This window comes from Catellatospora sp. NPDC049609 (assembly GCF_040675365.1).
In the GTDB taxonomy this organism is placed as follows: Bacteria; Actinomycetota; Actinomycetes; order Mycobacteriales; family Micromonosporaceae; genus Catellatospora.
In genome coordinates this window covers 1-14,609 of the sequence record NZ_JBFAOU010000052.1, presented here as the reverse complement: position 1 = coordinate 14,609, position 14,609 = coordinate 1, and the positions used below count along the sequence as shown (strand labels likewise).

Annotated in this window: 15 protein-coding genes; 4 read left to right on the top strand and 11 right to left on the bottom strand. The window is 73.5% G+C overall.

The genetic code is table 11. From position 1 onward, the window contains the following. Nucleotides 1–6 precede the first annotated feature (6 nt). On the bottom strand, nucleotides 7–408 hold the full coding sequence (locus AB0J67_RS16915; RefSeq protein ID WP_363482865.1) for a hypothetical protein: 402 nt from the start codon (nucleotides 406–408) through the stop codon (nucleotides 7–9). After that, complete coding sequence (locus tag AB0J67_RS16910; RefSeq protein ID WP_363482862.1) at nucleotides 405–701, bottom strand: hypothetical protein; 297 nt, start codon at nucleotides 699–701, stop codon at nucleotides 405–407. The genes AB0J67_RS16915 and AB0J67_RS16910 overlap by 4 nt, the downstream gene beginning before the upstream one ends. Nucleotides 702–898: 197 nt before the next feature. On the opposite strand from AB0J67_RS16910, the gene AB0J67_RS16905 reads away from it, so the two are divergent. Then, nucleotides 899–2,224, top strand: a complete 1,326-nt coding sequence (locus AB0J67_RS16905; protein WP_363482859.1) for a ThuA domain-containing protein — start codon at nucleotides 899–901, stop codon at nucleotides 2,222–2,224. Nucleotides 2,225–2,270: 46 nt separating this feature from the next. On the opposite strand, the gene AB0J67_RS16900 is transcribed toward AB0J67_RS16905, so the two are convergent. The 9 genes from AB0J67_RS16900 to AB0J67_RS16860 all read right to left on the bottom strand — a co-directional run bounded on the left by AB0J67_RS16900 (nucleotide 2,271) and on the right by AB0J67_RS16860 (nucleotide 11,741). Further along, entirely contained in the window at nucleotides 2,271–2,993 is a 723-nt protein-coding gene (locus AB0J67_RS16900) for a hypothetical protein (protein WP_363482856.1), read from the bottom strand. Nucleotides 2,994–3,054: 61 nt separating this feature from the next. Beyond that, nucleotides 3,055–4,101, bottom strand: coding sequence for a VWA domain-containing protein (locus AB0J67_RS16895; protein ID WP_363482853.1), 1,047 nt, complete (start codon nucleotides 4,099–4,101; stop codon nucleotides 3,055–3,057). After that, nucleotides 4,101–5,057, bottom strand: coding sequence for a VWA domain-containing protein (locus AB0J67_RS16890; protein WP_363482850.1), 957 nt, complete (start codon nucleotides 5,055–5,057; stop codon nucleotides 4,101–4,103). The genes AB0J67_RS16895 and AB0J67_RS16890 overlap by 1 nt, the downstream gene beginning before the upstream one ends. Further along, nucleotides 5,054–5,941 (bottom strand): DUF58 domain-containing protein, encoded by an 888-nt coding sequence (locus AB0J67_RS16885; RefSeq protein WP_363482847.1) that lies wholly within the window; start codon nucleotides 5,939–5,941, stop codon nucleotides 5,054–5,056. The genes AB0J67_RS16890 and AB0J67_RS16885 overlap by 4 nt, the downstream gene beginning before the upstream one ends. Nucleotides 5,942–5,943: 2 nt before the next feature. Continuing rightward, on the bottom strand, nucleotides 5,944–6,930 hold the full coding sequence (locus AB0J67_RS16880) for a MoxR family ATPase (RefSeq protein WP_363482844.1): 987 nt from the start codon (nucleotides 6,928–6,930) through the stop codon (nucleotides 5,944–5,946). A 29-nt stretch (nucleotides 6,931–6,959) separates the two neighbouring features. After that, nucleotides 6,960–7,814 carry a trypsin-like peptidase domain-containing protein gene (locus AB0J67_RS16875; RefSeq protein WP_363482841.1) on the bottom strand — a complete coding sequence of 285 codons (855 nt, stop codon included), beginning with the start codon at nucleotides 7,812–7,814 and terminating at the stop codon, nucleotides 6,960–6,962. 201 nt (nucleotides 7,815–8,015) lie between these two features. Next, nucleotides 8,016–8,474 carry a hypothetical protein gene (locus tag AB0J67_RS16870; protein WP_363482838.1) on the bottom strand — a complete coding sequence of 153 codons (459 nt, stop codon included), beginning with the start codon at nucleotides 8,472–8,474 and terminating at the stop codon, nucleotides 8,016–8,018. Between the two features lie 139 nt (nucleotides 8,475–8,613). Beyond that, nucleotides 8,614–11,064, bottom strand: a complete 2,451-nt coding sequence (locus tag AB0J67_RS16865; protein WP_363482835.1) for an ABC transporter permease — start codon at nucleotides 11,062–11,064, stop codon at nucleotides 8,614–8,616. After that, nucleotides 11,061–11,741 (bottom strand): ABC transporter ATP-binding protein, encoded by a 681-nt coding sequence (locus tag AB0J67_RS16860; protein ID WP_363482833.1) that lies wholly within the window; start codon nucleotides 11,739–11,741, stop codon nucleotides 11,061–11,063. The genes AB0J67_RS16865 and AB0J67_RS16860 overlap by 4 nt, the downstream gene beginning before the upstream one ends. A 174-nt stretch (nucleotides 11,742–11,915) precedes the next feature. Here AB0J67_RS16860 and AB0J67_RS16855 point away from each other — a divergent pair, with 174 nt between their 5' ends. The 3 genes from AB0J67_RS16855 to AB0J67_RS16845 all read left to right on the top strand — a co-directional run bounded on the left by AB0J67_RS16855 (nucleotide 11,916) and on the right by AB0J67_RS16845 (nucleotide 14,530). After that, on the top strand, nucleotides 11,916–13,229 hold the full coding sequence (locus tag AB0J67_RS16855) for a histidine kinase (protein ID WP_363482830.1): 1,314 nt from the start codon (nucleotides 11,916–11,918) through the stop codon (nucleotides 13,227–13,229). A 22-nt stretch (nucleotides 13,230–13,251) separates the two neighbouring features. Continuing rightward, the gene (locus AB0J67_RS16850; protein WP_363482827.1) at nucleotides 13,252–13,929 is read left to right on the top strand and encodes a response regulator transcription factor; all 678 of its coding nucleotides are present in this window, start codon (nucleotides 13,252–13,254) and stop codon (nucleotides 13,927–13,929) included. A 112-nt stretch (nucleotides 13,930–14,041) separates the two neighbouring features. Beyond that, nucleotides 14,042–14,530, top strand: a complete 489-nt coding sequence (locus AB0J67_RS16845) for an Hsp20/alpha crystallin family protein (RefSeq protein WP_363482824.1) — start codon at nucleotides 14,042–14,044, stop codon at nucleotides 14,528–14,530. The last annotated feature ends 79 nt before the right edge of the window (nucleotides 14,531–14,609 follow it).

Genomic DNA, 14,609 nt, shown 5'->3' with positions numbered 1-14,609 from the left:
CGGGGATCAGGAGAGCACGTCGACGTCGTCGGCGTGGATCACCACGCCGATGCCGAGATCCGCCGGCGCCGTCGTGGCCAGCAGCACCCCGTGCCGGTTGGCCGCCATCACGGCCTGTGCGGCGCCCCAGCCGCCGGTGATCAGCGACGCCACCCGGTCCACCTCCAGGACGTCGTCGGCGGTCAGCGGCAGCACCACGATGGTGTGACTCTCGCCGCCGACCAGCCGCTCCAGCCGGCCCCGGTCGTCCTGCTTCAGGTGCGGCAGGGCGTCGAGCACCGCGAGCGACGGCACGCCGACCAGGTCGCCGTTCTCGGCGACCTCGCCCACGAGCTCGCCGGCGGACAGCCGCTCCAGGCGTACGTGAGCGAGCAGGGCACTCGTGTCGAAGATGAGGCCGACGTTCATGCGGCCTGCTGCTGGGCGCGCGCCGCCTTGCTCGCCGCGTGACGGTTGAGGCGGCGGCGGGCGCGGGCGCGGCCTTCATCCGTGATCTCCATGTCGCCGGTGTAGCCGAACTCGGCGAGCTCCTGGCGGACCAGGTCGCGGTGGCGGTCGGCGGCGATCAGGTTGCTGATGTATGCCGAGGCTCCCCGCCGGCCGGCCTTGCGCTCCACGTACTCGGCCAGCTCGGTGGGCAGGTTGTAGGACTTGACCCGCCGTTCGGTGGCTTCGGCGTGCTCTGCGGGCTCGCTATTCATAAAATCACCGTACTACTTTATTAAGTGGGGCGGAAGGATGGCCGGGCGGCGGCGAGGTGAGCCGCCGCAGAATAGGCGAACCATCTTGCCTATCCGTCCATTTGCAGTTAAGAATGTTTACGAACGGTTTCTTCCAGGTGCGCCTGGTGGGGCAGGACCCGTTCCGCCCCGTCACGGACGAAAACGGAGGACCCGTCGTGTCTCGATCCATCCTGCACGCCGCACGCTGGTGGCTGGCCGCCCTGCTCGCCCTGCTCACCGCGCTGGCCACCGGCCTCGTCGCCGGCCAGGGCCGAGCGCAGGCCGCGCCCGCGTTCAAGGTGCTCGCCTTCTACAACGGCACCTGGGACGCCGCCCACATCGACTTCGACAAAGAGGCGCTGGCCTGGTTCCCGCAGGCCGCCGCGCAGCACAACTTCTCCTGGGAGGCGACCACCGACTGGAGCCGCCTCAACGCCGCGCACCTGGCCCAGTACAAGGTGATCATGTTCCTGGACGATGCGCCGCCGGCGGACCGGCGGGCGGCGTTCCAGCAGTACATGAGCAACGGCGGCGCGTGGATGGGCTTCCACGTCACCGCGTTCAACACCGACCCGAACACGTGGAGCTGGTACTACAACACCTTCCTCGGCACCGGCGCGTTCGTGTCGAACACCTGGGGGCCGACCGCGGTCACCCTGCGCACCGAGAACCGGACGCACCCGTCCACGGTCCGGCTGCCCGCCACGTTCCCCTCGGCGGTGAGCGAGTGGTACTCCTGGCGCAACGACCTGCGGCAGAACCCGAAGATCGACATCCTGGCGTCGATCGACCCGGCGTCCTACCCGGTCGGCACCGACCCGAACCAGACCTGGTACGGCGGCCACCACCCGATCATCTGGACCAACCGCGACTACCGGATGCTGTACGCCAACTTCGGCCACAACGCGATGAACTACAGCACCAACACCCGGCTGTCCTCGACGTTCGCCAGCGAGACGCAGAACCGCTGGCTGATCGACGGCCTGCTGTGGCTCGGCGGCGCCCCGGCCAACCCGAGCCCCAGCCCCAGCACGCCGGCCTCGCCGTCGCCGTCGGCCGGGCCGATCTCCCCGACCGCCTGGTACAGCGTCGTCAACCGCAACAGCGGCAAGTGCGTCGACGCCCGCGCCGCCGCGTCGGCCAACGGCACCGCGATCCAGCAGTACGCCTGCAACGGCTCCCACGCCCAGCAGTACCAGTTCCAGCCCACCAGCGGCGGGCACGTGCGGGTCAACGTGCGGCTCAACGCGGCCCGGTCGCTCGACGTGACCAACGTGTCCACCGCCGACAACGCGCCGATCCAGCTGTGGACCTACAGCGGCGGCCTCAACCAGCAGTGGCTGCCCGTCGCCGAGGGCGGCGGCTGGTATCACCTGGTCAACCGCAACAGCGGCAGGTGCCTGGACGTGCCCGCCGCGTCCACCGCCGACAGCGTCCAGCTCGTGCAGTACGCCTGCAACGGCACCGGCGCCCAGTCTTTCCGCCTGGTCCAGCAGCCCTGACCAGGACCGGGGCCCCGCCACCTCCAGGGCGGGGCCCCACCCCGCCTCACGCGGCGGCCGGCTCCTGCGGCCGGCGCAGCGGCGCGGCCGCCTCGGCGGTCACGTCCGCGACGACCTCGACCACCGCCGGGCCGTAGGAGTCGGTGTCCACCACCCGCAGCAGCAGGCTGAACGGCCGCTGCCCGTACGTCCTGGCCAGCTTCGGGAACTCCGCCCGCAGGTGCCGCGCCCCGGCCTGGTTCGACAGCGCCGTCTGCCCGCACAGCAGGAACACCGGCCGCCCGCCGTTCGGCCCGAACACCCGTGCCACCAGGACGTACTCGACGGAGCCCGGCGTGCACTCGTACACCTGCCCGCCGATGGTGAACGTCAGCGGGTTCGGGCTCGCGCCGGTCACCCCGACCCCGGGCAGCATCCGGCGCAGGTGGCTCTCGGTGCGCGGGTTGAACGTCGGCCCGCCCACGCAGAACTCGGTCAGCTCGCCCAGCCCCAGCGGCCGGTCCTCGAACGAGGCGATCTGCGGCCGGCTGCCGCAGTCACGGGCGATCACCGCCAGCTCCAGCAGCGCCCCCATGTCCACCCGGTGCACGCTGTTCGGATGCGGCGACGACGCATGCCGCGACACGAAGAACACGCACGGCGCCTCGGCGGCCAGCCCGAAGAACGCGCGCATCCGGTGCAGCCGCCGCCGGCGCAGCGCGTACTGGGTCAGCCACACCGCGACACCGGCGATGGCGCTCGCCAGTAGATTGATCGTCAGGTCCCACACCGGGCCATCCTCGCCGATCCGCGCCCGCGTGCGCCAGACCGTCGCTTCCGGACGGTGCCGGTCAGGATTTGTTCCAGCGCAGGGACAAGCCGATCGCCCCGGCCGCCGCGAGCACCCCCAGCAGCACGAACCAGACGGTCATCTCGACGTCGCGCTCCTGCGTGACGATCGTGCTCGGCAGGTCGGTCAGCACCTCGTTGAGCTGGTCGGCGTCCTCGGCGCGGAAGTACTCCCCGCCGGTCAGCTCGGCCACCGCGGACAGGGTGTCCTCGTCGATCAGCTGGGCGCGGCGGCCGCCGCCGAACCGGCCCTGCCACTCCGGCCGGGTGCCCATGCCGCCGCTGCCGAGCTGGTCGGGGCTGCACACCATCGGCGCGGGCTCGGTCGTGCCGAACCCGATCGTGTACACCCGCAGCCCGCGCCCGCGGGCCTGCTCCGCCGCGGTCACCGGGTCCACGCCCTGGGTGTTCGCGCCGTCGGTGAGCACCACGATCGTGTCGGGGACGTAGCCGTCGCCCTCCGGCCGGACCGTCTCGCCCAGGTCGACGCCGATCGGCACCACCTCGGGGTTGATCTCGGCGATCGCGTCGATCGAGGTCAGGATCGCCTGCCCGATGGCCGTGCCCCGCGCCGTACGCAGCCCGTCGATCGCGTCCAGCAGCGCGTCGCGGTCCGTGGTCGGCGCGACGAGCAGCCCGGAGATCCCGGAGAACGCGACCAGCCCGATCCGCGTGCCGTCGTCCTGCGACCGCACGAACTCCCGCGCGGCCTCGCGCGCCGCGGTCAGCCGGTTCGGCGGGACGTCGGTCGAGCACATCGACTGCGACACGTCCAGCGCCAGCACGATCGAGCTGGAGCTGGTCGGCACCCGCAGCGACGCCTGCGGCCGGGCCACCGCGAACCCCAGCGCCAGCAGCGCCAGCACGAACAGGGCCACCGGCAGGTGCCGCTGCCACCGCTTCGGGCCGGGCAGCGCCGCGCGGATCAGCGCCAGGCTCGACACCCGCACCGCCAGCTTGCGGCGGCGCCGGTTCATCCACCAGCGCACCAGCAGCAGCAGCGGCACCGCCAGCAGGGCGGCCAGCGCCCACGGCCAGGTGAGCGACATCAGACGATCCTTCCGTACCAGCGGATCATCAGCAGTCCGCCGAGGGTCAGCAGGAGGAGCGCGAGCCCGGCCAGCGGCCCGGTCAGCTCGACCGACTCACGCTGCACGGTGATGCGCAGGTCGATCGCGTCGCTGATGCCGTTGAGGGCGGCGGCGTCACCCGCCGGATGGTAGGAACCGCCCGTCGCCGCGGCCAGCGCGGTCAGCAGCTGCTCGTCGAGCGCGGTGGCGACCTGGTATCCGTCGACCTCCACGGTGGTGCCCTGGGTGGTGCCGATGCCGACGGTCTCGATGCGCACGCCCGCACCCGCCGCGAGCATCGCCGCCGCCTCGGCGTCGGCGGGCGCGTCGTCCTGCCCGTCGGAGAACACGACGATCGTCGCCGAGCCCCAGTAGCCCAGGTCGGGCAGCTCCGGATCGTCCTCGGCGGGCAGGTCCACCGGCTCGCCGACGATCGCGCCCAGCGCGGTCAGGATCGCCTGCCGCAGCGACGTGCCGCCGCTGGGGGTCAGCCGGGAGATCGCGTCCAGCACGGCGTCGCGGTCGTCGGTGGGCGTCTGGGTGAGCAGGCCGCCCTGGCCGAACATGACCACGCCGATGTCGACGGTGTCCGGCTGCGCCTTCACGAAGCCCTCGGCCGCGCTCTGCGCGGCGGCCAGCCGGCTCGGCGCGACGTCGTCGGCGGCCATGCTGTTCGACACGTCGAACACCAGCACCACCGTGCCCGCCACCCGCGGCACCGGCAGCTCGGCCTGCGGCCGGGACAGGCCCGACAGCAGCAGCGTCAGCGCGGTCAGGAACAGCGCGTACGGCAGATGCCGCCGCCACCCGGTGCGGCCGACCGCGACCGCCCGCGGCGCGGACGCGCGGCGGCGCTGCAGTACCACGTACCCGGCGACGGCGGCGGCGGCGAGCACCAGGCCGTAGACGAGCAGGCTCGGATACATGACCGTCATCGGGGCCTCCGCCGCGCGTGCCGCACCATGCCCACCAGGGCGTCGACCAGGTCGGTGTCCGTGGTGACCCGGTGCGCGGCCACCCCGGCCCGGCGCATCGTCCCGGCCAGCTCGGACTCCCGCTCGCGCACCTGCGCCGCGAAGCGCCGGCGCAGCAGCGGGTCGCCGGTGTCGACGAGCAGCTGCTCGCCGGTCTCGGCGTCCTCGATGACCACCAGGCCCAGGTCGGGCAGGCGCAGCTCGGACGGGTCCACGATGCGCACCGCGACCACCTCGTGCCGGTGCGACAGCAGGGTCAGCGCCCGCTCCCAGCCGGGCTCGCCGATGAAGTCCGACAGCACCAGGAACAGGCTGCGCCGCCGCGCCGTGGTCGCGGCCAGCCGCAGCATCGCCGACAGGTCCGTGGTCGCGCCCGCCTTGCCCGCGGGCGCCGGCCGGTCCAGCTCGTGGGCCAGCCGCAGGGTCTGCGTACGCCCGCTGCGCGGCGGCAGCACCAGCTGGTGCGCGTTGTCGTAGAGCACCGCGCCGACCCGGTTGCCGTGCTGCGACAGCAGCCGGGCCAGGCACAGCGCCAGCTCGGTCAGCACCGACGCCTTGCCGTGCCCGTCGCCGCCGACGCGCATCGACGCCGACCGGTCCAGCACCAGCCACGCCGTGAGCTCGCGGTCCTCGGTGTACTGCCGCACGAACGGCTCGTCCATCCGCGCGGTGACGTTCCAGTCGATGTGGCGCACGTCGTCCTCGGGGGTGTAGGTGCGCAGGTCGGCGAAGTCGATGCCGACGCCGCGCCACACCGTGCGGTGCCCGCCCTGCAGGCGGCCGTCGAGACGCCGCAGCACCTGCCACTCCAGGCGCCGCAGCAACCGGTCGGAGGCCGCGGTCATGCTCAGCGGCCCTGCAGCGCGAGCTCGGGCACCGGCAGCGAGGCCAGCACCCGGTCCAGGATCGCGTCGGCGCTGACCTCGTCGGCCAGCGCCTCGTACGACAGCACCAGCCGGTGCCGCAGCACGTCCAGCGCCAGGTCGATCAGGTCCTGCGGCAGCGCGTAGTCGCGCCCGCGCAGGAACGCCAGCGCCCGCCCGGCCAGCACCAGGTTGATCGACGCGCGCGGGCTCGCCCCGAACGTCACGTAGCGGGCCAGGTCGCCGAGCCCGACCAGGGCCGGCTCGCGGGTGGCGTTGGTCAGCCGCACCGCGTAGTCGATCAGCGACGGGTCGACGTACACCCGGTCGGCCTGCTGCTGCAGCGCGATGAGCTGCTCGGGGTCGATGACCTTCTGGATCACGGCGGTCGCCTGCACCGCCCGTTCCACGATCACGAACTCCTCGGTCGGGCTCGGATAGCCGACCAGGACCTTCATCATGAACCGGTCGACCTGCGCCTCGGGCAGCGCGTACGTGCCCTCGTTCTCGATGGGGTTCTGCGTGGCCAGCACCAGGAACGGCTCCGGCACCTGGTACGTCTCCCGGCCGATGGTGACCTGGTGCTCCTGCATCACCTCCAGCAGCGCGCTCTGCACCTTCGCGGGCGCCCGGTTGATCTCGTCGGCCAGCAGCAGGTTCGTGAACACCGGCCCGAGCGACACCTGGAACTCGCCGCTGTGCTGGTGATACACCCGCGTGCCGACGATGTCGGCCGGGACCAGGTCGGGCGTGAACTGCACCCGGTGGAACTGCCCGCCCACCGCCTCGGCCAGCGACCGCACGGCCAGCGTCTTGGCCAGGCCCGGCACCCCCTCGACGAGGATGTGCCCCCTCGCCAGCAGCGCCACCATCAGGCGCTCCAGCAGGGCGTCCTGGCCGACGATGACCTTCTTGACCTCGTACAGCACCTGCTCGACGGTGCTCGGGCCGGGGGTGCCGGGAGTGCTCATCTGTCCGTCCTCATCGGTTCGGTGGGGGATCACAGCTGGGGGCGAGGGCCGTCGGCGCCCAGCGCCGCGCCGATCGGCACGGCGAAGCCGACGCCGATGAACGTGCCGTCCTGGGTCGGGTTGGCCAGCGCGACCACGATGCCGATGGTCTGCCCGCGCTCGTTGACCAGCGGCCCGCCCGAGCTGCCCGGGTTGACCGCCGCGTCGAACTGGATCAGCCCGTCCAGCTCGCCCGCCTCCTTGGCGACGATGGAGCGGTCCAGGCCGGACACGACACCGGAGGTGGTCGACTGGACCAGGCCGAGCGGGTTGCCGATGGCCACCACCGGGTCGCCGATCGCGGCCCCACCGCCGAGCACCGCCGGGACCAGCACCGACGGCAGCTGCGCCGGGGTCAGCACGGCGATGTCCTGCTTCGGGTCCTGGCCGGAGATGGTGGCCTTGGTGGTGGTGCCGTCGGCGAAGGAGATCTCGATCGCGCTCGCGCCGCGGACCACGTGCAGGGCGGTGAGCACGGAGCCGTCGGCGTTGGCGACCACGCCGGTGCCGGTCGCGGTGCCGCTCTTGCCGGTCGACTTGACGAACACGACGGAAGGGGCCAGCGTCTGGTAGATCTCGCCCACGGTCAGCGGCTGCTCGGCCGACGGCGACGGGGCCGGTGCGGCCGCGGGGGCCTGCGACGACGAGGACGATCCCCACTGGAAGGCGACCACCGCGGTCAGCGCCAGCACCGCCGCCGCCAGCGCCGCGATCAGCACACGATGCGGTACGCGGGCACGCGGACCCGGTGCGCCGCCGTCCGTGCCGGTCCCGGGGGTGGTCGTCGGCGGGGGTGCGGGGGGCACGGCGGGCGCGGTGTCCACGATTCTGAAGCGACCCGGCATCACCTGAGCCTAGGGGTGTTACCGAAACGAGACCAGTGCCGGTTGCTGAACGTTCAACATCAATCACCTCGGAGCCGGCTCGGAGCCGCTCCATCGGCCCAGGTCAGGGGTGATCGTGTTTCCGGTCGGCAAGTCCAGTCCAGCCACACATCCTGACCGGAAACAGCGATCTTCCACGGACGCTCCGGGGGCCGTGGGTCGCTACGGGGTGGGGGTGGGCGCCGCCGAGGGGTGGGGGGTCCAGACGTCGCGCACCGGTAGGCGGACGCCGTCGGCGTCCCGGACCACGGCACGGTCGCCGAGCGGGCTCGCGAGCTGCAACGACGCCGCCGCCGTACCGTCCGAGCCGAGACCCGCGCAGTCTCCCCGGCGGTGTTCGCGACTGGTCACGACGCCGACGCGGACCTCCGTCGCGGTCTCGCTCGCCGCGACGGTGAACTGGCCCGAGCAGTAGCCGTCCTTGTCCCAGGCCACGAGGACCCACAGGTGCGCGGGGTCGGCCACCGGATCGAAGATGACCAGCTGCGGCTGGTGCTCGGTCACCACCACACCGAACGGCCCGACGCCCAGGCGCCCCGCCCCGAGGCAGACCAGCAGCGACATCGCTGTGGCCGCTGCGGCGACGAGCAGCACCCGCAGCACGCTCCGGTTCCGGCTCATCCGGCCATCATCGGGCAACGATCGCCCACCTGCTGCCCCGGACGGTCCCACCTGGACGCGTCCGTGGAAGATCGCGGTTCGGTGTCGGAAAGCGCAGTCTCGCTTCACTTCGTGACACCGAACCGCGATCTTCGTGCGGCTACTCCGCGCGCAGGGCGGTGGCCACGCGGGTGCGGGCGGCCCAGCCGGCGGGCAGCAGCGCGCCGAGGACCGCGAGCAGGATGCCCGCCCCGCCGAGCAGCAGCAGCTCGCGGAGCTGGTACACCTCCATCGCCGACTGCGGCAGCGCGGTGCTCGCCGCGTCGCCCATCACCGGGATCACCGCGTGGTGCAGCGCGATGCCCAGCGGCACCGCGACCACCCCCGCGAGCAGCCCCAGCCCCACCATCGAGGTGATGATCATGATCCGCGTCTGCCGCGGCGTCATGCCCAGCGCCTTGAGCACGCCGATCTCATGGATGCGCTCGCGCGTGGTCAGCACCACCGTGTTGAGCACCCCCAGCGCCGCGACGACCGCCAGCAGCAGCGTCAGCGTCGCGATCAGCGTCTGGATGATCAGGAACGTCTCGCCGTCCTCGCCGACGTTGCGGTCCTCGACGTACACCCCGGTCGACTCCATCGGATACCTCTCCTGCAGCGCCTTGGTGTACGCGGCCGCGTCGGTGCCCGGCGTGAGCGCGACCTCGATCTGCGCGTTCATCGGCTTGTCGACCAGCGACGCGTCGCCGATCACGGTGAACCCGTCGCTGCCGTTGATGACCTCCCCGGTGATGAGCACCGAGCGGTCGCCGGGCAGGTGCAGCCGGTCGCCGACGGCGTACCCGGTCTGGCGCAGGAAGTACGACGTGACCACGACCTCGCCCGCGCCGGAGTACCAGCGCCCGGCGGCGATGCGGTACCCGGTCCAGCTCGCGTCGCCGGTGTAGCCGTTGAGCCGGACCTCCTGGGCCAGGCCCGCGACGCGCGCCTCGGCCTCGTACAGCAGCGTCGAGTGCGCGGTGCCGGGCAGCGCGGCCGTGGCGGCGGCGACCTCGGCCGGTTCGGCGGGATCGTCCGGCCGGCCGCCGGGCGGGCCGAACTCCGGCCCGAACGCGCCGGGCACCAGCATGTGCACCGTCACGGTGACCGCGTCGATCCGGGTGAACGCGGTGTTCACCTCGCTCATCGACGCGGACAGCCCACTGGAGAACACCAGCGTGACCGCCCCGAGCAGCAGCGCCACCAGCGTCGCCACCGCCCGCGACGGCCGGGCCAGCGGCATGCCGAGCCCGAGCGCGACCGGCTGCGGCAGCGGGGACGCGGTCAGCGCGCGGCGGGCCCGGAACCCCCGGCCGGTACGCGGCGCGCGGCCCACGCTGATCGCCTGGTTGGCGGCCAGCCGCCCGGCCCGCAGCGCCGGACCGAGCGCCGCGAGCGCGACCAGCAGCGGCGCGACGACCAGCACCAGGCCCAGCACCCACAGCGGCACGCCGGCCCCGTCGCCGGGAACGCCGTACGCGTCGTCGGTCTGCGCGAGCAGCGGCACGGCCAGCCCGGCGCCGAGCGCCGCCCCGAGCACCGTCCCGGCCACCGCCGGGACCAGCACCTGCGCGACGTACACGGCGATGACCTGCCCGGGGGTGAAGCCGAGGGTCTTGAGGATGCCGATGGTCCGAAAACCCGAGACTACCGCGCCGTTGACGACGTTGACCGTGATCAGCACCGACAGCACGATGCCGAGCACCGCGAACGCGACCACGAACGGCGCGATGGCCGAGATGGTCCGGTTGAGCGCCTGCCGGACCGTCAGGTACGTCACCGCCCCGGTGACCGCCCCCTCGGGCAGCCCGGCCGTGGCCGTGGCCAGGGCGGCACGCAGCGCGGCGTCGTCGGCGCCGGGGGTGGTGAAGCGGTAGAGCAGCTGCCGCGCGGCGTTCTCGCCGCCGAGCACGTCGGTCTGCGTGGGCCACACCCAGGCTTCGGCGGTGCCGGTGACCGACGCGGCGAAACCGACCACGCGCAGCTTCACCCCGTTGACGGTGACCTCGCTGCCGGCCCTGAGCAGCGTCCCGGCCATGCGGCGGGTGAGCACGATCTGCCCCGGCCCGCTCAGCCACGCGCCGCTGCTGAGGGTGAGCCGGTCCACCGGCCCGTGCTGCTCGCCGCGGCCGACGATGACGGACTCGCGGCCGGGCGGCCCCATCACGCCGCCGATGGCTGCGGTCACCTGGTCGAACGGGCCCGCGACGGCGGCGACGCCGGACGCGCCGGCGGTGGCGGCGAGCTGCTCGGCGGGCACATCGGCGCGGACGGTCGCGGTGACGTGGGAGCCCTGCGCCTCGGCGAACGCGTCGTCGAATGGTCCGTGCGACGACACCAGCAGCCCGATGCCCAGGACGGTCGTCGCCGCCGACAACAGCACGATCACGCCGACGATCACCGTCTGCATCCGCCGCCGGGCGACCGCGGCTCGGGCGGCGGAGAACACCGCACCCGCGCCCCGGCCCCGCCGGTCGGTGGCGTGCCCGGTCGTCCGCGGTCGCCCGGCGGACCCTTCGGCCCGCGCCGTCCGGTCGGGGTGGGCGGTGGTCTGGTCGGGGTGGGTGGTCATGCGGGCACCGCCTCGGTGGCGCGGCCGTCGCGCATGGTGATCAGGCGGCGGCCCGCGGCGGTGGCGAGCTGCGGGTCGTGGGTGACCAGCAGCAGGGTCAGGCCGTCAGCGGACAGTTCGTGCAGCAGGTCGCGCACGCCCGCGGCGGCCTGCTGGTCGACGGCGCCGGTGGGCTCGTCGGCCAGCAGCAGCTGCGGCCGGTTCATCAGGGCGCGGGCGATGGCGACCCGCTGGCGCTGGCCGCCGGACAGGCGGGCCGGGTAGTCGTCGGACTTGCCCGCGATGCCGAGCCGTTCGAGCAGCTCGTCGGCGCGCGAGCGGGCCTGGGCGGTGCGCATGCCGGCCAGCCGGGCGGGCAATAGCACGTTGTCGCGCACGGTCATCTCGTCCAGCAGGTGGAAGAACTGGAAGATGATGCCGACGTGGGCGCTGCGGAAGCGGGCCAGCGCGGTCTCCGACAGCTTGTCGACGCGCACGCCCGCGACCTCGACGGTGCCGCCGGTCGGCCGGTCCAGCCCGGCGATGACGTTGAGCAGGGTGGACTTGCCGCTGCCGGACGGGCCCATGACGGCGACGGCCTCCCCGGCGTGCACGGTCAGGTCGACGCCGCTCAGTGCCGGGGGCCCGGCGGCCTCGTACGCTTTCGCCACGTCGCGCAGGCGGATCAGTTCGGTCATGTTCGCTGCCCCTTTTCCAGGTCGGACATCGGTCCTGGTGACCGTAGGAAGAGGTGGTGCGCGGGCGCGTCCGGCGCGGGAGCGAACCTGGCGCGGTGGAGTCCGCCACGATGATGAGCCGGGTAGTCATCACGGCGGACGCCGTGCCGGGCTGACCTGGGCACAATTAGCGGCGTGCCGACCTTCCTGCGCCGCCTGCCCGCCCGCCTCGGGGTGCCCCCGACCGACCTGGCCCTCGCGCTGGCGCTGGTCGTGGCCGGGATCGTGTGGGCGCTGGCGGTCGGTGCCGGAGACCACGGCGACGCCCCGGCTCCGGTCTACCTGGACCTGCCCGGCATGTCCCGCATGGTCGAGGTCCCGCCGGTGCCGGAGCGTCCGGCGATCCCCGAGTTCCCGAGCGGGGACGACGAGATGCGGGCACCGATCGCGCCGGACGCGCCGCACGGGCAGCTGCCCGGGCACCGCGAGGACGGCGGGATCGACGACGGGATGCTGCTGGTCAACATCATCGCCGGGGCGGCCGTGGCGTGGCGCCGCCGGTGGCCGCCGGCCGCCTTCGCCGTGGCGGCCGGAGCCGTCTTCCTCATCCAGGACGGCCTGCTCTGGCCGGGCTTCATCGCGGTGCTGATCTGCGCCTACTCGGCGGTGGCGTACGGCCGCAGCGTGCGGCTGGCCGGAGGGCTGCTGGTGGTCGCGGCGGTGGTCGCGGCGGCCCTGTTCGCCCAGTCGATCCCGCAGATGCCGGGCTGGGCGAGCCCGTTCGCGGTGCTGCTGCCCGCCGGGCTGTTCGCCGCCGCGCTGCGCAGCGCGCGGGACCGGGCCGACGCCGCGGCCCGCCGGGCCGCCGCGCTGGAGCAGGAGCAGGCGGCGACCGCCCGCGCCGCGATGGCCGAGGAGCGGGCCCGGATCGCCCGCGAGCTGCACGACGTGGTCAGCCATCACGTCAGCGTGATGGTGGTGCAGGCCGGTGCGGCCGGGAAGGTCATCGACCAGCGCCCGGACCTGGCGGCGGGCGCGCTGTCGGCGATCGAGGACAGCGGCCGGTCCGCGATGGCCGAGCTGCGCCACCTGCTGGGGCTGATGGCGCCGGTCGACGACCGGCTGCACCCGCAGCCCGGCCTGCGCGAGCTGGACACCCTGGTCGACGCGGTACGCGCCGCGGGCCAGCCGGTCACGCTGCGCCGCGACGGCACGCAGGTGCCCGAGGGCGTGGACCTGACGGCGTACCGGGTGGTGCAGGAGGGGCTGACCAACGCGCTGCGGCACGCGCCGGGCGCGCGTACCGCGGTGGAGATCCGGCGGGACGGCGGGGACCTGCTCGTCGAGGTCAGCAACGAGCCGCCGACGGGGGAGCCGGGCGGGCCGGGGGCCGGGCGCGGCCTGCTGGGGCTGCGCGAGCGGCTGCGGCTGCACGACGGCTCGCTGCAGGCGGGCGCCGCGCCGGGCGGCGGTTTCCGGCTGGCCGCGCGGATCCCGGCGGCGTCATGAGCGAGCGAAGCGAGGTGGGGGCGTGAGCGAGCAGTTGCGCGTGGTGGTCGCCGACGATCAGGCGCTGGTCCGCAGCGGGTTCGCGATGATCCTCGCCGCGGCCGGGATCGACGTGGTGGGGGAGGCGGGCGACGGCGAGGCCGCGCTGGCGGCGGTGCGGCGGGTGCGTCCGGACGTGGTGCTGATGGACATCCGGATGCCGGGCATGGACGGCCTGGAGGCGACCCGCCGGCTGCTCGCGACCGGCGCGACCACCACCGCGGGCGAGCCGACCCGCGTGATCATCCTGACCACGTTCGACCTGGACGAGTACGTCTACGCGGCGCTGCGCGCCGGGGCCAGCGGGTTCCTGCTCAAGGACGTGACGCCGGACCACCTGGTGCACGCGGTGCGGCTGGTCCGCGACGGCGACGCGCTGCTGGCGCCGTCGATCACGCGGCGGCTGGTCGACCGGTTCAGCTCCGCGTCGGGCGTGCGCGAGGACTTCGGCGCGCTGCCCACGCTGACCGCGCGCGAGCGCGAGGTGCTGGTGCTGCTGGCCCGCGGCCTGTCCAACGCCGAGCTGGCGGCGCAGTTGCAGCTGGGCGAGGCCACGGTGAAGACGCACGTCGCGCGCATCCTCGCCAAGCTGCAGCTGCGCGACCGGGTGCAGGCGGTCATCTTCGCGTACGAGAGCGGCCTGGTCAGCCCCGGCTCGTGAGCGCAGAAAAAGTGTTCCGGTCGGGACTTGAAATCTGCATCAGCCGTACTAGAATTTGTGTCAGGCAAGCGAGAGTTCTTGCCGGAGCACTCATCTGGGAGGTGTGTTGATCATGATGCGTTTCGACCCGTTCCGCGACTTCGACCGGCTCGCCGGTGAGGTGTTCGGGACGGCCCGGACCCCGTCGCCGATGCCGATGGACTGCCTGCGCACGGGCGACACGTTCGTGGTCCGCTTCGACATGCCGGGCATCGACGTCGACAGCCTCGACGTGTCGGCCGAGAACGGCACGCTGACCGTGCGCGGCGAGCGCCGCCGCAACGACCCCGAGGACGCGTCCTACCTGGTGTCGGAGCGCCCGTCCGGGCGGTACAGCCGCCAGCTCGTGCTGGGCGACGGCCTCGACGTCGAGGCGATCCGCGCGGACTACCGCGACGGCGTGCTGACGCTGACCATCCCGGTCGCCGAGCGCGCCAAGCCGCGCCGCATCGAGGTGACCCGCGGGCGCGACGCCACGCTCGAGTCGCACGAGGGGCACAAGATGATCAGCGGGCAGGCCGGCGAGGAGCGCCGTCCGGTCACGGCCGGTGCGGCCGCCTGACTGGTCGGCGCGGCGGGCGGCACGCCGCTGGCCGAGTGCACGTGGCGTACGCCCGCCTCTACCGCGGCGATGGTGTTGG